The organism is Mesorhizobium sp. B2-8-5 (genome assembly GCF_006440675.2).
Taxonomy (GTDB): domain Bacteria; phylum Pseudomonadota; class Alphaproteobacteria; order Rhizobiales; family Rhizobiaceae; genus Mesorhizobium.
Genome location: NZ_CP083951.1, coordinates 4955442 through 4973730 on the forward strand (window position 1 = coordinate 4955442; position 18289 = coordinate 4973730).

Annotated in this window: 14 protein-coding genes; 3 read left to right on the forward strand and 11 right to left on the reverse strand. The window is 65.3% G+C overall.

What is annotated here, in order from left to right:
- Window positions 1-167: 167 nt before the first annotated feature.
- Window positions 168-1826: a WD40 repeat domain-containing protein gene (locus FJ430_RS24395; RefSeq protein ID WP_140710038.1), complete on the reverse strand. Its 1659-nt coding sequence runs from the start codon at window positions 1824-1826 to the stop codon at window positions 168-170.
- Window positions 1827-2533: 707 nt separating this feature from the next.
- Between FJ430_RS24395 and FJ430_RS24410 the strand changes: the two genes are divergently transcribed.
- Window positions 2534-2668, forward strand: a complete 135-nt coding sequence (locus FJ430_RS24410) for a putative RiPP precursor (RefSeq protein WP_413467799.1) — start codon at window positions 2534-2536, stop codon at window positions 2666-2668.
- Between the two features lie 101 nt (window positions 2669-2769).
- Here FJ430_RS24410 and FJ430_RS24415 read toward each other — a convergent pair whose 3' ends face one another.
- The 10 genes from FJ430_RS24415 to FJ430_RS24460 form a co-directional block, all read right to left on the reverse strand.
- Window positions 2770-3951, reverse strand: coding sequence for a hypothetical protein (locus FJ430_RS24415; RefSeq protein WP_140710036.1), 1182 nt, complete (start codon window positions 3949-3951; stop codon window positions 2770-2772).
- A gap of 436 nt (window positions 3952-4387) precedes the next feature.
- Window positions 4388-5161: an exodeoxyribonuclease III gene (gene xth, locus FJ430_RS24420; RefSeq protein WP_140710034.1), complete on the reverse strand. Its 774-nt coding sequence runs from the start codon at window positions 5159-5161 to the stop codon at window positions 4388-4390.
- 167 nt (window positions 5162-5328) lie between these two features.
- Complete coding sequence (locus tag FJ430_RS24425) at window positions 5329-5982, reverse strand: alpha/beta fold hydrolase (protein ID WP_140710032.1); 654 nt, start codon at window positions 5980-5982, stop codon at window positions 5329-5331.
- Window positions 5983-6220: 238 nt separating this feature from the next.
- The gene (locus FJ430_RS24430; RefSeq protein ID WP_140710158.1) at window positions 6221-7318 is read right to left on the reverse strand and encodes a tetratricopeptide repeat protein; all 1098 of its coding nucleotides are present in this window, start codon (window positions 7316-7318) and stop codon (window positions 6221-6223) included.
- A gap of 17 nt (window positions 7319-7335) precedes the next feature.
- Entirely contained in the window at window positions 7336-8247 is a 912-nt protein-coding gene (locus tag FJ430_RS24435) for a Ku protein (protein ID WP_140652088.1), read from the reverse strand.
- A 337-nt stretch (window positions 8248-8584) separates the two neighbouring features.
- Window positions 8585-11080 (reverse strand): DNA ligase D, encoded by a 2496-nt coding sequence (gene ligD / locus FJ430_RS24440; RefSeq protein WP_140710030.1) that lies wholly within the window; start codon window positions 11078-11080, stop codon window positions 8585-8587.
- A gap of 265 nt (window positions 11081-11345) precedes the next feature.
- Window positions 11346-11570, reverse strand: coding sequence for a hypothetical protein (locus tag FJ430_RS24445; RefSeq protein WP_140710884.1), 225 nt, complete (start codon window positions 11568-11570; stop codon window positions 11346-11348).
- A gap of 95 nt (window positions 11571-11665) precedes the next feature.
- Complete coding sequence (locus FJ430_RS24450; protein WP_226891878.1) at window positions 11666-12874, reverse strand: GNAT family N-acetyltransferase; 1209 nt, start codon at window positions 12872-12874, stop codon at window positions 11666-11668.
- Window positions 12875-12904: 30 nt separating this feature from the next.
- On the reverse strand, window positions 12905-14212 hold the full coding sequence (locus FJ430_RS24455; RefSeq protein ID WP_140710882.1) for a hypothetical protein: 1308 nt from the start codon (window positions 14210-14212) through the stop codon (window positions 12905-12907).
- Entirely contained in the window at window positions 14209-15408 is a 1200-nt protein-coding gene (locus FJ430_RS24460; RefSeq protein ID WP_226891879.1) for a glycosyltransferase family 4 protein, read from the reverse strand. The genes FJ430_RS24455 and FJ430_RS24460 overlap by 4 nt, the downstream gene beginning before the upstream one ends.
- 340 nt (window positions 15409-15748) lie before the next feature.
- Here FJ430_RS24460 and FJ430_RS24465 point away from each other — a divergent pair, with 340 nt between their 5' ends.
- Entirely contained in the window at window positions 15749-16936 is a 1188-nt protein-coding gene (locus FJ430_RS24465; protein ID WP_226891881.1) for a DUF1972 domain-containing protein, read from the forward strand.
- Window positions 16933-18222 (forward strand): glycoside hydrolase family 5 protein, encoded by a 1290-nt coding sequence (locus tag FJ430_RS24470; RefSeq protein ID WP_140710878.1) that lies wholly within the window; start codon window positions 16933-16935, stop codon window positions 18220-18222. Before FJ430_RS24465 ends, FJ430_RS24470 begins: the two co-directional genes overlap by 4 nt.
- The last annotated feature ends 67 nt before the right edge of the window (window positions 18223-18289 follow it).

Below are 18289 nucleotides of genomic sequence, written 5' to 3' on the forward strand. Positions count from 1 at the left end.
AGGGCGAGGCATAGGGCAGGCCCGGGACGCGGCGGACGTGGACTATAGACTTCCGTCTGCGACCTACTCGGCCATTCGAAATTGCTCAAGATCACCCGCCCATTTGCAACCAACAGTAGTTGATAGCGCAAGTTGGGGCAGAACTGAAATATAGCTCCAATTAAATGCTACTCTGGCGCCCCCGCGAACAGCACCGTGCCATCGCCTCCCGCGGCCGGCCAGTCGCGGATGGTGCGGTCGATCCCGCCGGTCAGAAGCGTGCCGTCGGCGGCGAAGGCGACCGAATACATGGGACCGGTGCCGGGGTCGAACTCGGCGATCTCGGCGCCGGTGTCAATATTCCAGATGCGCGCCGTGCCGTCGAGCGAGACGGAGCCGAGCCGCTTGCCGTCGGCCGACAGGGCCAGCGCGTAGACCGTGCCGGAATGGCCCTCGAAACGTCGCACTTCCTTGAAGCTGTCGAGGTCCCAGAGTTTTATCGTGTAGTCGCCGCTGCCGGTCACCGCGTGGTGGCCGTCGGCCAGGAAGACCGCGCCATAGGCGCCGCGGTCGTCGCCGTGCCAACTGCGCAGTTGCTTGCCCGAAACGATATCCCAGAGCTTCAGCTCACCGTCGATGCTGCCCGTGAGCGCCCTGGTGCCATCGGGCGACATGGCGACGGAGTTCACCGACCAGTCATGGCCCGGCAGCACATGCGACACCGTCCCCTTCTCCAGGTCCCAGACGACGACGGAACCGGTGTCGTGGCCGCTGACGGCGAGTTTGCCGTCCTGGCTGACCTTCAGTTGCCGGACGCCGCCGTTCGCCCCTGAGGAGAAGACGTGCAGCACCGTGCCGTCGGATAGCTGGCGCAGCACGATCTCGCCGTCGTCGCCGGCGGTCAGCGCGGTCTTGCCGTCGGGCATGAAAAGCGCGCTGCGCGCCATGTCCTTGTGCTCGCCGAGATCGCGGATCAGCCGCTTGCCGTCGATGTCCCAGAGTTTGATCATGCGGTCGGTGCTTGCGCTCATGATCTCGTGGCCGTCGGCCGACACCGCCAGCCAGACGACGGCGTCGCGGTGGCCTTCCGGCGCGGTCGGCTGGGCCGGAGGCGCCAGTGGAGGCGGCGCCGCTATCTGTGGCGGCGTTGCGGGCGCGAGCGCCGTCTGCTCGGTGGGCTGTGCCGGTTGGGCAGGCTGCGGCGCGATGGCTGGCGGCGACGGCGGAACGGGAGCCGCAACTGGCTCTGCCGGCGGCGCGGATTTCGCGACTTCTTCCTGCGCGGATGCGGGCGCGGTTGGCTTTGCGCTAGCCTCCGGCGCGGTTGGCTTTGCGCTAGCCTCCGGCGTGGTTGGTTTTGCGCTCGCCTCCGGCGTGGTCGGTTTTGCGCTCGCCTCCGGCGTGGTTGGTTTTGTGCTCGCCTCCGGCTCGGGCTTCGGCTCGGATGGCCGAGGCGCCGGTTCCGCCGGCGCGGCGGCGACTTCCTTCGCCGGTTCGCCATCCGGCCGCTGCGTCCGCCACGGGCCGAACTGGTCGGCGACGATGACGAGCAGCGCCAAAAGCGGCAAAGCGAGTGCTGCACGGCGCAGCCGCGGATGGCCGGCCGGCGCGATCTCGGCGTCGCGGCCGAACAAGGGGGCGGCCGGATCGTGCCTGGCGGCGCCCGGCAGCAGGCCGGCGAGGAAAAGCAGCCCGGCAAGGACCGACAGCACGCCGGCCACGCCGAAGACTTCCAGCCGCGCCGTCGCCAGCGGCTTGCCGCCCAACGCCAGACAGAACTTGGCGAAGCAGGCAATGCCGACGATCAGCATCGCCAGCGCCAGCAGCCTGTCGGTCGATCGCTTCATCCACCCCCCGTTCCTCCCGCCTGAATGCGGAAGGCGCATCAGCCATCCTAGCCGAGCTTTCTTGCCAGGCTAAGTGCAAGACATCACACGAGGAAAGATTAATCTGCTTCGGCCTCGGGGCGTGCTCTTCCGCCCAACGACGGCCGGCTTTTCAACTTTACTCGACCGGCGGACCAATATCCCGCCGACTAGCTCGAGGCATTGAGGTCTTTCTCTTCGTTGAAAGCCGGTCGCGTGAGCAGAAAGCCACACTCCCCAAGAATAAAGACCTCAACCACTCGCATTGGTTGACAGGAAACGCTCTTATGACATTATCCGGCGGGGATTTTCAGGAGAGCCATTAGCATGAAGAAGATTTACGAGAAGCCTATCTTCATCCGCAAAGGCAAGCTTTCGACAGTCACGGCATTGAACAGCCCTTCCAACCCCCTCCCGGGTTGATCATCGGGAATAGCGATCGTTAGGCCCGACTGGGAAGCAGCCATAGGCGCTGCTCAGGTTGGCGCGAGCGTTTGGAGAGATTTTTTATGAAGAAGGTCTACGAGAAGCCCAACCTCATCCGGAAGGGCAGGCTTTCGGCAGTTACGGCGAACGCTCCGGTTTCGACGGACTGATCGGCCTACGATCGAACATGCCGGCTTGGCATGTTGGACCGACAGCTTGTTGTCGGCCGGCATGCTGTTTTGGGTGTATCGGGGACTCGGAATATGAAGAAAGTCTACGAGAATATGAAGAAAGTCTACGAGAAGCCAACCTTCGCCAGGAAGGGCAAGCTTTCGGCCATCACGGCAATCAACGGCGCCGGTTCAGGTCCCATCAATGGAACCGGGCCGGTGATCTGACCGGTTATCCCCGCGCTTCTTGACAATACGCGAAGGCCGACGCCGGCAATCTCGGCCTGACGATCGCACAACTTGATCGGCGTCGAGCAATTTCGGCGGATTCAGCGCACCAGCACCAAACCGTCCAGCACAGCTTGCCAATAGTGCTTCGTGGAAATGCGCACGCGCGTCACCGCCTTCAGCATCGGTGCGTAGTGGACCGGAGCCAACGCCGAGAGCGCGATCTCGTCGCTGGCGACCAGTTCGTCATCGAGCCAGCTTTCGACCAATGCGACCTCGCCTTCCGAAGCCAGCCATGCGGCGGTGAGCATAATCGAATGAAAGCCGAAGGGTGTCGTGCCGGCAAACTCCGCCGGGTGGCCGCTGCTGGTATAGGCAACGCGGCCGCGTGAGAGATTGCCGTTGAGATAGCCCTCGCTGTCCTTGACGTACTGGCTCGTCAGGGCGTTCAGGTTGCGCCAGTCGAGACCGGCATGGCCGCAGGGGATTTTCTGAAAAGGCAGGGTGGTGACAGCGTCGAAGTCGATCGCTTCGAGTGCCGCATCGGCTGCGATCGCGTCCGGTCGCAAAAGTCCGAGATCGGCCGGATAGGGGGTAAGCGCCAGGCGACGGTCGAGACCCGATCCAGAGATCGTCAGCGTGTCGGCGTCGGAGGAGAGACCGACAAGGAACTCGCCAGGCGGGAGCGCTCTGGTTTCCAGCACCCTGCCCTTGCCCATGACCTGAAGCGCCGCTTCGGTCACGGTCCTGCCGCGAATGAAGCGTCCTGGCGAGAGACCGACCGCCTTCGGCAAGTCCTCGCCGGCGAGACCTGACGGCGCGCCGGGCATGGTGTCGAGGCGCAGCGACTGATCCTCATTGCCGGTGCTCACGCGCCAGCCTTTCGGCACCGAGACCGAAAACCGGTAGGTTCCGGGCGCGCACAGGACGGCCCGATGTTTCTTCGCCGACATGACGAAATTGGCGAAGCCGCCATTGTTGGTTCGCACCGCGGCGAGGAATGCGCCCTTTTCGTCATAGGCCCTTACCACAATGCCGGCGATCGGCCGGTCGGCCTGTCCGAACTTGCCGTCGCCGTCGACATCCATGAAGACGAAGGACGAATAGTTGAGCGCTCCGCGGCTGTCGCCCCAGGCTGCGCGCGGCGCATAGTCGCCCGCCGCATTGGGGTTGCCGCGCGCCCTGCGGCGCTTGCGGCGCCAGCGCAGCGCGATCGCGACGAGAGCTACAGCGCAGGCAAGGACGAGGGCGGAGATGAGGGCGACGAGGATGGTATTAGCCATTGCGAGGCGGCAACGGCTGGAGACACGTGTTCAAGACCACGAGCATGAAATTTTACCCCCTCCAACTCTTCAGCAGATTAGCGTTAGACACCAACACCGCAAGTCGTTGCTGTGGAAGGCGCATGATTGAGACGCCGGCGGGAGAACGCCTGTGCTATCGAAACTATTGGACCACGGTTCTACCGGCAGGAGGCTTTCCCCAGGTGTCGAACGGCCGCTCTGGTCGAATGCTTGACAGAAACCACTCATCTGAGATCATCTGCTGGAGTATTGGAGGGCAACTCATGAAGAAGACTTACGAGAAGCCGGTTTTGATCCGCAGAGGCAAGCTTTCCGCGATTGTGGCGGGCTCGCCTCCGCCCGCTCCGCCCCCATGATCGGGCACTCAGGATTTTGATTCTCAACGATCCCCGCTACGGCGGGGATTTTTGTTTTCTCACCCCAACTCCACCCAGACCGGCGCATGATCGCTGGGATTGTCGCCTCCCCGCACGTCGCGGTCGATGCCGGCCGCTTTCAGTTTCCGCGCCAGCTTCTTTGACAGCAATATATGGTCGAGACGCAGGCCCGCGTCGCGCGGCCAGCGGTTCCGTCGATAATCCCAGAAGGTGTAGAGTTTTTCTTGCCTGGGAAAAACCTTACGCAGCGCATCGGTCCAGCCCTGCTCGATCAGCGCGGCAAAGGCGGCGCGGCTTTCGGGCTGCACCAGCGCGTTATCGTCATAAGAGCGAGTGGCATAGATGTCGCGCGGCTCGGGCACGATGTTGAAGTCGCCGGCCAGCACCACCGGCAGGCCGGTGTCGAGCAGTTGCTCCGCATGCGCCGCGAAGCGCTCGTGCCAGGCGAGCTTGTAGTCGAATTTCGGCCCCGGCCGCGGGTTGCCGTTGGGGGCATAGAGACAGGCGATGACGACGCCGTCGACCGCCGCCTCGATGTAGCGGGCCTGGCGATCGGCATCGTCGCCGGGCAGCGCGTCGCGCGTCAGGACGGGCTCGGCGCCGCGCGCGAGGATCGCCACGCCATTCCAGGCCGGCTCGCCCTTCCACACCGCGCCATAGCCGGCTTTGGCGAGCCGGGTCAGCGGAAATTGGGTGTCGCGGGACTTCAGTTCCTGCAGGCAGACGACGTCGGGCTTTGCTTTGGCGAGCCAAGCCAGCAGGTTTTCCAGCCTGCTGTTGATGTTGTTGACGTTGAAGGTGGCGAGTTTCATTTGCCGAGGACACCCCTCGCTTCGTCATCCTCGGGCTTGACCCGAGGACCCATGCCGTGACCTTCGCTGTGAAACGGGGCGGAGCAAAATCCTGAACCGTTGCAACGCTTTAACGTCACGGCATGGATCCTAGGGTCTGCGCGCGTCGCTTCGCTCCTTGCTTCGCCCTAGGATGACGACCGATGTGGACGCTCCGCCCACGCCTTTGTCGTCTCCGCCACCGTCTTCAGGTGATCCGCCGTCGAAAAACCCGAGATCGCCTTGCGCGGCTTCAAGTCGTGGTCGCCATCCTCCAACCAGACCACCTCGATGGCCGGGGAAAGCCCGTAGGTCGCGACCTCGTCCTTGGTGCCGAACTCATCACGCGTGCCCTGGAAGATCAGCGTCGGCGTTTTCAGGTCGATGAGATGCTTCGTGCGCAACTGCTCCGGCTTGGCCGGCGGATGGAATGGATAGCCAAGGCAGACCAGTCCGGCGATCTCGCCCTTGGCGTACATCTCGTCGGCGACCATCGAAGCGACGCGGCCGCCCATCGACTTGCCGCCGATGATCAGCTTGCCGGTCACGCCCTTGGCGCGCAGGTCGAGGATCGCCTTCACATATTCCGGGTTCACCGTCTCGGCGCGCGGCGGCGGCTTGCGATGGCCGTAGCGGCGCGCCGCCATGTAGTGGAACTCGAAGCGCGCGACCTGGAAACCGGCCGCTGCGAGCGCCTTGGCGGTGGCCGTCATGGAAGGCGAATCCATCGGCGCGCCGGCGCCGTGGGCGAGAAGGATGGTGACGGGGGCGGTGTCGAAGCCGTCGAAGAGGAAAGTGGTCATGGGATTGTTCCCGGCGCGACGGCGAAGCTGCTGATCTCCCCCCTTGTGGGGGAGATGTCCGGCACGCCAGAGGGGGGCGCGAAGGAATACCGGCTTCGCCGCTTACATGAAGACAACTCCAGAACCGGCGGCCGCAAGAGGTTGAGAGGCCGGCGGGACAGCGCCCCCCTCTGTCCTGCCGGACTTCTCCCCCACAAGGGGGGAGATTGGCTGTCGCGACGGCCTTCGCCAATCATCGTCACCCCGCCGTGCGTGCCATATGCAGATCCACGAACTGTATCCCCTTCTGCGCAGTCCGCGCCCATTCGGATACCGCATCCAGCTCCAGATAGCGCATCCACAGCCGCCGAGCTTCGACGAGATTGCCACCGTCGAACTCCAGCCGCGCGAGATTGAAGACCGGATCGGCGTAGGTCTTGTCGAGCGCCATCGCCTTCTGCAGATGCCTGCGCGCGGACGCCACCTTGCCCTCGTCGCTCATCAGGCCGGCGAGATTGAACCAGGCTTCGACGAAGCCCGGGTCGAGTTTTATCGCGCGCGCGTAATCATGCGCGGCCTCGGCAATCCGGCCGGCGCCGCGCAGGCAGTTGGCGCGGTTGAAGGCGGCAATCGCATCCTTGGGATCGATCGCCAGGCAGCGCTGGTAAAGGGCCGCGGCATCGTCGTGGCGCCCCTCCTCTTCCGCCATCTCCGCCTCGGCGAAGAGCTCCTCCAGCGTGTCGTCTTCCGGCGGGCCGAGATCGAACAGCAATTGGCCGTCGAGCTCGCTTCGGCCCTCGTCGAGATAGATCGTGTCGGGCCGGCCATGCTGCGAGCCGAGGTTGAGCGACTTGGCGGTGAGCGACGCGACCGGGCCGGAGCGGTGGACAGAGCGCGCAATCGCGCCCCAGGACGCACCGCTGGCGATCAGCCCGGCATATTTCCTCGCCAGGATCAGGTCGCGGAAGGAATAAGGCTCGGCGTCATGCTCGAAGGCGTCGAACAGCGACAACATGTCGAGATCGCCGCCGGCAAGCCGCGACTGATCGATCAGCGATTGCCTGGAGAGCGAGGACGCTTCGGGCGCCTTCATCAGCCCAAGCAGGCGCAGGAAACCGTTCTCGCTGACCAGGGCGCGGCCGGCTTCGCGCTCGGCCTTCGCGCGGCGCTCGATCTCGACATCGCCGGCTTTCGTCGCCTTGGCGAGAAGCGCGCGGCCGAACACGACATGTGAAGTGCGGCGGGTGACGCCGCGCCTCAGCTCCGCGTGGCGGCGCTCGACCTCGCGCACGGCAAGCCGCAGCGGAAAGGCGGCTAGCGCGCCGATGACGCCGAAGACGGCGCCGGGAACGATCACTGGCCCTGCATTTCCCGTCACTTCTTGCTCTTGCCGACGGCCTTCAACAGGTTCGCCTTCAGCGGATTCTCAGGCGCGCCGCCGCCGGCGGCCGCCTTCCTGGCGGGTTTTACGGGTGCTTCCTCGGCCTTGCTCTTCGACTTGGCCGGGGGCTTCGCCTGCTGCGAGAGGCTCGCTTTCAGCGCATCCATCAGGTTGATGACATTGCCGCGCTCGGGCGCCGCCGCGATGATCGGCTTGTGCCCTTTGAGCTTCTCGCGGATCATCGCCATCAGCGCCACCTCGTAGCGATCCTCGTAATTCTTCGGATCGAAGTGGGTTTCCTTCTGCTTGATCAGCGCCTCGGCCAGCTGCAGCATTTCCGCGTCTGGCTTGGCATCGGGGATGTTGCCGAAATATTCAGTGGTGCCGCGCACTTCGTTGGGGTTCCTCAAGGTGCAGACGAACATGCCGTTCTCGCGCGCGCCTATCGTCACCACGCGCTCGCGGCTGGAAAGCACCAGGCGGGCGATGGCGACCTTGCCGGACTTGCGCATCGCCTCGCGCAGCACCGCGAAGGTTTCCTCGGCCATGGCGCCGTCAGGCGCCAGGTAATAGGGCGCGTCCTGGTAGATGACGTCGACCTCGCCCTCGTCGACGAAGGCCTCGATGTTCATCGTATGATTGGATTCGATCCTCACCGCATCGAGGTCGGCGTCGTCGATGATGATATATTGCTTGTCCTCATATTCGTAGCCGCGCACTAAATCCGAACGCTCGACGAGGCCGAGCTCGGGATCGACCGGCTTCATATTGATGCGGTTATGCGTCTTCTTGTGCAACTGGTTGAACGAGATGCGCTCGCTCGCGCTGGTGGCCGGATAGAGCCGGACCGGACAGCTGACGAGACTGAGCTTGAGGTAACCTTTCCAACTTGCCCTGGGCGCCATGATGAACTCCTACGCGGCCATGCACTGACACTATGTTGGAGCATGGTCTTGTCCAAAAACCGGTTCCCACGTTTTGGACCATGCTCTTTGCAGCGCTTCGTCCGTAGGACGAACAGCGCCGTGGAAATCCTACACCGACCTTTGATCGTAGCGGTAAAACCCTAGCGAAGTGTTTTCGGGCGGAGTTGCGACGGAGGATAGTTCAAATTGTATCGAGCGTCGATGGAGAGGAATTGAGACGCCGGCGATTGGCTGAAGGCCTCGACATTTCGTCGTTCTAGGGCGGAGCAAGGAGCGAAGGCACGCGCGCAGACCCTAGAACGACGATGCCGAGAGGCTACAGCCCATTCTCCACCACCGGCAAATCCCTGGCCGCCTCATCGATCTCCGCCCAGGGATCGCCGGACGTCTCCAGGAGCCCCGGCAGCGAGGCGTAGTTCAGGTCCTCCGGCGCGTCGATCGTTTCCAGGTCGGTCCAGCTTACCGGAGTCGAGGCCGGCAGGTTGGTGCGGGCGCGCAGCGAGTAAGGCGCGGCCGAGGTGTGGCCGCGGGCGTTGCGGTGGAAGTCGATGAAGATGCGCTTCTTGCGGTTTTCCTTGCCCATCGTGGTGGTGAAGGTGTCGGGCGCGCTCGCGGCCAGCAAAGTCGAAATGGCGCTGCTCACCTGGTGCAGTTTCTTCCAGTTCTGCTTGCGCGTCACCGGTACGGTGATGTGGATACCCTTGCCGCCGGAGGTTTTCGCGAAAGGCACCAGGCCAAGGCTCTCCAGCCCGCCCTTGATGTGGACCGCCGCCTCCACCACCTCGCGCCAGGAAATCCCCTCGCCGGGGTCGAGGTCGAAGACGATCTGGTCGGGCTTGTCGAGTTTTGACCGGTGCGTGCCCCAGGTGTGGAATTCCACCACGCCGAACTGCGCCAGCGCCAGATAGCCCTTGGCGTCCTCGACCGAGAGATAGGTTTTCGTCTCGCCTTCCGAATTGCTGCTCTCGAACACCGCCACCGAAGGCGGCATGCCGGTGAAGGCGTGGCGCTGAAAGAAGCAATCCTGCGGCCGCCCTGTCGGGCAGCGCACCAGCGAGACCGGACGGCCGATGATGTGCGGCAGCATGAAATCGCCGACCAGCGCGTAATAGACGGCGATGTCGAGCTTGGTCGGCCCGGTCTTGCCGAACAGCCGCCGTTCCGGATTGGTCACCCAGATGGTGGCAAGATCGGACTCGGCGATCAGCCGCTTGCGCTTGACCGGCACCGGCGTGGTGAGCCCGCCGATATCGCGCAGGCCGCGAAAGACCCCGTGGCGCAGCGAATTGTCGGCGGTGCGGTTGGCATAGTGGATGCGGGCCGACAGCAGCGGCTTCACCCAGTGCATCTCGCGCATGATCTCGCGCGGCGCGCCTTCGGGCGGCGTAGCGCCGGCGGTCAGCCGTTCCAGCCGGGCGAGGAGATCCCGTGCCATATCGCTGTCGAAGCCGGTGCCAACCTTGCCGCGATAGTGCAGTTCGCCATTCTCGAATTCGGCCATGCCCAGCGCCGCCAACCCTTCAGCCCGGTCGGAAACGGTGTAGCCGGCGATGACGAAGTCGCCTTTCTCTTGCGCCTTCACCTTGGTCCAGCTCTTGGTGCGGCCGCTTTGGTAGATGGCGTCGGCGCGTTTGGAAACGACGCCTTCCAGCCCGAGTTCCGTCGCTTGCTGGTAGAGCCCGCGGCCGTCGCCCTCGACATGGTCGCTATACTGGATGGCGGCGTTGGCGGCCTGGCCGGCGAGCAGTTCGGCAAGCAGGGCCTTGCGCTTTTGCAGCGGCGCCTTGCGCAGGTCCCAGCCGTCGAGGTGAAGCAGGTCGAAGGCGTAGAAATGCAGTTTCGAGCCGGCGCCCTCGGCCAGCGCGTCCTGCAGCAGCGCGAAGCGCGAGATGCCCTTGTCGTCGAGCACCATGATCTCGCCGTCGATGATTGCCCGGCTGACCGGCAGCCGCGAAAAGGCCTGCGGGAGATCGCCATAGCGTTTCGTCCAGTCGATGCCCGCGCGGGTCATCAATCTCACCGTTCCATCCACCACATGCGCCATGGTGCGGTAGCCGTCGAATTTTATCTCGTGCAGCCAGAGCTCGCCGGTGCGCCCGGCGGGATCATCGCCGCCCGGCGGTTTCGGCACCTGCGTGGCGAGCTGCGGCTCGACGCGGCTTGGCGGGTCGCCTCTCACAGCGCCGGGCAGCGCGCCGGGCTTCAGCGAACCGGCTTTCGGCGGCAAGCGCGGCGGTTTCTTCACGGCGACCAGTTCCTCGATGTGCCGTCCCGATTTCACGCTTTCCGGCCGCGCTTCGAGGATGTCGAGCTTGGAATCGGCAGCGAGATCGCGCTCCTTGAAGAGCAGCCAGTTCTTCTTGTTCTCATCCTCGCCGGGCTTGGGCTTCAGCCGCGTCAGCATCCAGCCGCCATTGAGCTTCTCGCCGGCAAGGCGGAACTTGAAGGCGCCGGTCTTGAGGCTCTTCTCGACATCTTCCATCGGCGCCCAGGTGCCGGTGTCCCAGACGATCATCGGCCCACCGCCATATTCGCCCTCGGGGATGACGCCCTCGAAGTCGATATATTCGATCGGATGGTCCTCGGTCTCGACGGCGAGACGCTTGTCGGCCGGGTTGAGCGAAGGACCGCGCGGGACCGCCCAGCTTTTTAGCACGCCGCCGACTTCCAGGCGAAGATCGTAGTGGTCGGCCGTGGCGTGGTGCTTGTGGACGACGAAGCGGTTGCCCTCTCCGCCCGCGAGGCTGCCCGCCGGCTCGGGCGTGCGGGAGAATTCGCGCTTGGCGCGGTAGGGTTTGAGGTTGGCGGCCATGGGTCAGGCGGGAGGGATGGCAAGCTCGCCTTGCCGGCGCCGCGTTCCGTCGCTCTCCCCTCTGTCCTGCCGGACATCTCGCCCGCAAGGGAGGAGATTGGCAGCTTGGCTGCCGGCGCCTCTTCTGCAGCGTTGGCGATTGGCGAAAGCGGTGATGACATCTGATCTCCCCCCTTGCGGGCGAGATGTCCGGCAGGACAGAGGGGGATGCTGTCCCGCCAGCATTTCGGATTTTCCTACATCGCGGCGGAGCAAGGGAACTGGATCAATCGTCAATCGCCGGCGTCAGTTCCAGCTCGGCCGGCGTCAGCCCCTGCCGCAATTGGCTCAGCCGGAACTCGTCGACCCAGTAGGCCTCGCCGTCGACCAGCACGCGGGCGCTGTAGGAACCGCCGGAAAAACGCTGCGCGGTGACATAGACCCTGTGGCGGTCGAGCGCGGTCTTCACCGCGGCGCGGCGGGACTTTTCTCTGGCGACAGGACTGACCATGGCCTCACTCGAACACGCCGCCGCTGGAGATGCGGCCGCCCATAAACATGGCGGAGAGCTCAATATGAGTCAATTTGCCGGACGCAGGCTGCCGTTCACCGCGGCGCCCGCAGTCGCCGCCAGCGCTGCATGAACTCCTGCGCGACCTTGAACAGGCGCGGGTTGTCACGCACGAAAGCCACGCCCCGGCCGCGGTATTTGATGGCCTCGCTCGCCGCCACGCCCTTCAGTGTAATGCCATAGCAAAGTTCGGACAGAACCGACTTCACCGCGCCCATATGTTCCTTGTAGCTCTGGTTGCCGACCGACAGGTCGAAATAGTCGAAGCCGGCGCCGCGCCCCCATCGGATCAGCTCGCCCATGATGCAGAGCCCGGGCGAAACATTGGGCACCGCGCCCTGGTCGATCGCGATCAGAAGCGCATGCAAGGTGCCCAGATGAGCCGCCAGGTACTGGACCGCGACCATGACCTCGCCGGCGCGCAGGCCGAAGATCCGCACCGAACCGTCCGTCAGGCCGCGATGCGCGGCTTCGCGGTAGAAATCGACCACCGGCGGCTGCGCGAGCAGATCGAACCGGCCGAGCTCGCGAAAACGGCTGAGCCGCATCTCGACCAGCTTGCCGAAGATGGAGTCCACAAGGGCCGGCGTGTCGGCCTCGACCAGGGCCAGGCCGCCATTGCGATCGAGCCGACGCAAGTCCTTGTTGAGCGCCTTGACGAAGGACGGTCGGCAGATGCGCTTGACGACGGTTTCGGCGTCGCCGTCCATGGCGATGCCGTAGTGCGAGTGGATGGAATCGCGCGCCGGCGCAAGCAGCGCCAGGGGATTGGCGACACCGCCGACCTCCTTCGGGATACCGACGATGTGGATGCGGTCGGCCGGCGGCAGCACGGAAAGCACAGCCGTCCAGGCAGCCTCGGCGGATTGCCTGGTCCACGGCGTCGCGTCGGCGAGCAAAGGCGCGGAATAGTCGCACACGCCGCAGCTCAGCCACTCGATCACCCAATGGTGGAATGCGCGGCGGCGCATCAGCGGCACAAGCATCCTCGGCTCGCCCGTGGCGGCGTCCCTCACCTCGACGATGGCGAGATCGGCTTTTTGCGGCACGAGCCCTTCGACGATCCCTTCGGCCCAGGCGAAATGCTGGTGGCCGGTGCACACGCCCTCTGTCTCGAGACGCAGCCAGAGCGGTTTGACCGCTTCGAGACTGGTGTGCAGTTGCGCCACGTAAGCGCCGCTGGCGGCGCCGGCGGCGTGCGGTGCGGCCTCATCGTCGGCCAAGCCGGTCGTCATTGCGGCCATCGGCATTGCCTGGCTTACCACATCATTCTCCTATCGTCTCTGCACTGCCAGCGTGGCCGCGCGGCGCCAGGCGCCGAACACGCTGGGGCGCTGCTCGTTCGGGTGCTTGGAGTTCCACATACGGTGAGCAGCGAAATACCATGAGGCCACGAGCACGAAGGTCTCGGAGACCGCGGCGCCCGCCAGCGACCATGTCGACGGCGCGATGGCCAGCAGAATCCCGATCGTCGCCAGCCCGACGATCGCGCCGGCCATGGTGATGAATGCGACGATGCGGAAATCGCCGAGGATCTCGAGGACCACGCGCGGCATGACATAGGCCATAATCGGTACATAATTGGCGATGGCGAAAAGCCCGATCAGCCCGACCGAGGCATGCTGCAGGGCCTGGGATTTGATCATCGGCAAGATGAACAGGATGCCGCAACCATAGGCCAGGCTGCCAAGCCCCATGACGAGCGCCCAGATCTTGGCCTGCGTCCACACGCGGTCGAACTCCTTGTTGCGCACCAGCTTTGCGAGTTCCGGCTGCGTCATGTTCGAGAAGGCAAGGCTGGAGATGCGCAGCGGCGCAAACAGCACCAGCACCGCCGCCAGCGGCGCGTAAGCCGCGGGTCCGGCGATGCCGGCGACCAGCAGGGCCAGGCATTGCCCCTGGATGTTGGTGGTGGTGGCGCTGAACCCCGACCAGCAAAGCTGCGGCCAGAGCTTTGCATAGCGCCGCAAGGTCGGGGCCCGGAAGGAGATACGCAGCCTGCGGCGCGCCAGCCTCACCAGCACGGCGATGCCGACCATATTGGCCGCGGTAAGCGCGTAGAAGGTGGCCTGAAGCGCGTCCGCGAAGAACCAGATCGCCGCTCCTGCGAGCACTATGCCCGCGATCGTGAACACGGCGTCGCTGATGGAGACGACGAGCTGCATGCGGCGCGCGAAGAAGGCGGTGCGCATATGGCTGCGCAGCGACCAGGCTCCGACGAAGCAGGCGGCGCCGATGCCGCTCGGGTCGCCCAGGAGGCGCATCAGCAGCCCGGTGCCCAATGCCATCAGCAGCGCCACCACCAGCGCCGCCGATCCGAAGGTCACGTCGTAGGCGTCGACGCCGGCGCTGTTGGCGCTTTTGCTCATCCATATTGTGGCGGGAACGGCGGTGAGCGAGCGGATATAGGACAAGCCGACGCCGCCCATCACCATGGCCAGCGCGAAGAGCCCGTAACCTTCGGCCGACAAAAGATGCAACAGCGCGATGTTGAGGGCGAAATGGAAGCCGCTCTGCATCGCCTCGCCGCCGATCATCAGCATGAGGCGCCGCACCAGATGGGCCGGGAAGGTGAACTTCACGGGCTCGTCTCCGCCTCGCGGGCGACACGCGCCCGCCCCTGCCGCGGCGGCGTCGCCTTAAGCTTGTCGGCCACGATCGCCACGATCGCGGCGGCGGCGATCGGCTCGCTGAAGACCGCCTCATAGCGCGCGCGACCGGCGGCGGCGAAGTCGCGCCACAGATCCGGCCGCAGGATGATTTCGCCGAGCTTGCCGGCAAGGGCGGCTGAGTTGCCCGGCGGCACATGCCAGCCGGTCTCGCTATCGGCCACCACTTCCACCAGCCCGCCGATCGCCGACACCAGAGGCGGCCGTCCCCAGCCCATCGCCTCGATGGCGACGCGGCCGAGCGACTCCGGGCGGCGCGACGGCACCGCGACGATGTCGGCCCAGCGATAATGGTCGGCGGGGTCGGAGACGAAAGGCAGCACCTCGACATGCCCGGTCAGCCCCATGCGCCCGACCAGTTCAGCCAACGCCTGCTCGCGTTCGATGCTCTCGAAGGCACCGCCCACCAGGCGGACCTCGACGCGGTCGCGCAATTCGGCGGGAAGCGAGGCGACGGCATCAAGCAGCACCTCCTGCCCCTTGATACGGTTGACGCGGCCAAGCAGCAGGACCTTGAGCGGGCGGCTGCCATCATAGGTCACCGGCAGGGCCGCGGCGGGACCGGCAACGCCGTTGTAGACGACATGTGTGCGCCGCCCCTTGGCATCGAGGGCCGGCGGATCGCCGAAGGTGGCGCGCGTTGCGCGCGAGTTGAAGATCAGATCCGCCTTGCTCCAGCTCATCAGCGCGACAAGCACCTTGCGCAGGACGCCTTCCGGGATCTCGTGGATGTGCAGCAGCGCCTTGCGCGGCAGGAGCCGCGCGGCCAGCGCATAGTCGGCGATGATCGAGGTGTTGATATAGGTCAGGTCGTTGTCGCGCATGCGCCGCCAGGCGCGCCAGAGCGCCGCCGGCAGCCGCGCCATCTCAATGGTGGCGAGCTTGAGCATCGCCTGGCGCCGGAGCACCCAGAGCGGTTCGAACACGATGCGGCTGGCATGCGGCTTGAGGATATCGACGATCGGCCCCTCGCGCGGCAGCACGACCTCGATCTCGGCGGCCGGAAACGCGGCGCGCAGCGCAGCCACGCTCTCCGCGAAGCTGCGGTCCGAACCATAGAGCTCGTAGCCCTGATGAACGCAGGCGATGCGCATCGCTATCTTTTCCACCTTGCACCCCGGGTCCGCTCAGCACCGGACCCTTCAAGCGCGGAAGGAACTTCATGCCAAATCCGCACGCCGCCTTACCCAGCGGTGGCCACTGCAGGCCCGGGAGCAAGGATCATGCCGGGTCTTGAACGCCCTGCTGCGACCCAGGAACCCGGCCGTGCCCCGTATCGATACAGATACGTCGCGAAAGTTGACCGATAATGAAGCAAGCCATGCGTTCTGAAGAGAAATTTTACACCTTCATGTGAATATTCGCCCTGGGGGTACCCTGGCACGGAAGTTGCTGGGCGTGTCATTGATTTAACAACAACCATGACCGGACCCCGGGGAATCCTTTATTTTGAAACCGGAACGACCTTCCACCCTGATCGAAAAGCCTTCGATCCTGATCCTGGGGACGCGCGGCATTCCGGCTTCTCACGGCGGCTTCGAAACCTTCGCCGAGCGGCTGGCGCTTTTCCTGGCCGGACGCGGCTGGAAGGTCGGCGTCTACTGCCAGAAGGAGGTCGAGCGCGTCGGTCAAAGGGTGACGAGCGAGACCTGGCGCGGCATCGAGCTCATCACCATCGAGGTTGCCTCCAAGGGTCCGCGCGCGACGCTGGAATTCGACTGGCAGTGCGTGCTCGACGCGGCCAGGCGGCCGGGTGTCTGCCTGGTGCTGGGCTATAACGGCGCGGTGTTCCTGACCTGGTTGAGGCTCAGAGGGCGCAAGATCCTCACCAATATGGACGGCATCGAGTGGCGGCGGCCGAAATGGGGACCGGCGGCGCGCAGCTGGTTCTGGCTCAACGAATGGATCGGCGCCTGGCTCTCGCACCGGCTCGTCGCCGACCACCCGGCGATCGCCGACCATCTGGCGACAAGGCGGCAGCGCAGCGCCATCGCCACGATCGCCTATGGCGCGGACCCGGTGACCTCGGCGCCGGAGGAACCCATTCGCGCGCTCGGGCTCGAGCCTGGCAAATATCTGGTCTCGATCGCGCGGATCGAGCCCGACAACAACATCTTGCCGATCATCGAAGCCTTCCGCCGCCGCGATCGCGGCGACATGAAGCTGGTGGTGCTCGGCACGCTCAATGACGACATTCCTTACCACCGCGCCGTGCGCGCTGCGGCGGGCAACGCGGTGATCATGCCGGGCGCGATCTACGACCAGGCGGTGGTGAAGGCGCTGCGCTATCATGCGCGCGCCTATATGCACGGCCATACTGTGGGCGGCACCAACCCCTCGCTGGTCGAGGCGCTGGCCGCCGGCAACATGGTGATCGCGCATGACAACCGCTACAACCGCTGGGTCGCCGGCGATGCGGCGATCTATTTCAGCGACACCGAGACCCTGAGCCAACGTATCGACGAGGCGCTGGCCGACGACGCGTTGGCGGCACGCTGCGGCAAGGCGGCGCGGGCCCGCGCCCGCGAGGCCTTCCGCTGGGAAGACGTGCTTAGCGCTTATGAGAAGGAAGCGCTGCGGCAGCTCGGCGTTGCCACCGCCGCGCCGGCGAAAGCCGACCGCGCCAAGCACGCATGACTGGCCCACACACGGCCGGCTGGTCGCGCCGCCGTATCCTCGGCGCAGCACTGGCCGCGGCAACGGCGCCACTGGCGACAGTGGTCTCGCCACTCTCATATTCGGCGCAGGCCGCAACCGGCGCATGGCCTTTCAGGCGCGGCGTCAACACCTGGCCGTGGTTTGCGCTGACGCGCGAATTTCCCGCGCCCCGCACCGACTATGACTGGCCGCCCTTCCAATCGCAGCGGCCGGTGCCGACACTGGCCGACCTTGTCCGGCTGCGCGCCAGCGGCCTCGATTTCATCCGCCTGCCCGTCGATCCGGGCCCTTTCCTTGCAGCCGATGCGGGCCAGCGCGCCGACCTCATGGCAATGCTGAGCGCGGCGATCGACGCGGCCGTCGCCGCCGATCTCGGCGTCATCGTCAACGTTCAAGCCAATGGCGCTACGCATTACTGGAATCCCGACCCCATGTATTCCAGCACCAGCGCGCCTGAGTTTGCGCGCTACCACGTCTTCGTCGGCGAGGTGGCCGGCATGCTCGAAGGCATGGCGCCCGGCAGGGTCGCGCTGGAGCCGGTCAACGAACCGCCGCAGGACTGTTCTTCCGATGTCTGGCTCACGGTTCAGGCCGCGCTTCTGACCGCCGCGCGGGGCTCGGCGCGAAAGCTGCCGCTGCTCGCCACCGGCGGCTGCGGCTCGATGGTGCGCGGGCTGACCGCGCTCGATCCGGCGCCGCTGGCGGAATTCGAGCCGATCCTGTTCACCTTCCACTTCTACGAACCCTATCTGTTCAGCCATCAGGGCGCGCCGTGGATGCGCGAGCCGGTGTACCGCGCGCTGAACAACGTGCCGTGGCCGGCTTCGGCGGGCTCGCTCGACAAGACGCTGGCCTCGGTCAGGGCAAGGATGGCTGCGGACACGGAAAGGTCCGACGAGGCCAAGAGGGCCGCCTACGAAGAGACCGAAAAGGTGCTGAAAGTCTATTTCGACGCCCAGCCCGACCGCCGCTTCATCGACGGCTACCTGAAGCAGGTGAGCGACTGGGCGGACAGAAACGGCATCACGCCTGAGCGCATCATCATGGGTGAATTCGGCGCGCTGCGCACCGATGCCCGATACACCGCAGCGCCCAATCCCGACCGCGCCCGCTACATCGCCGATGTCCGGCAAAGCGCCGAAGCCGCCGGCTTCCCCTGGGCATTCTGGGACCTATTCGACGGCATGGGCATGATGGATGACACCACGCGCGCGCTCGACCCGGCGATGGTCGAAGCGCTCGGGCTGACGATGCCGCGCGCTTGACTTGTTGAATCAATAAATCGCGCTAAAGGTCTGGTTTCACCCAAGAGCTGGCCGACAGCCCGCGCTT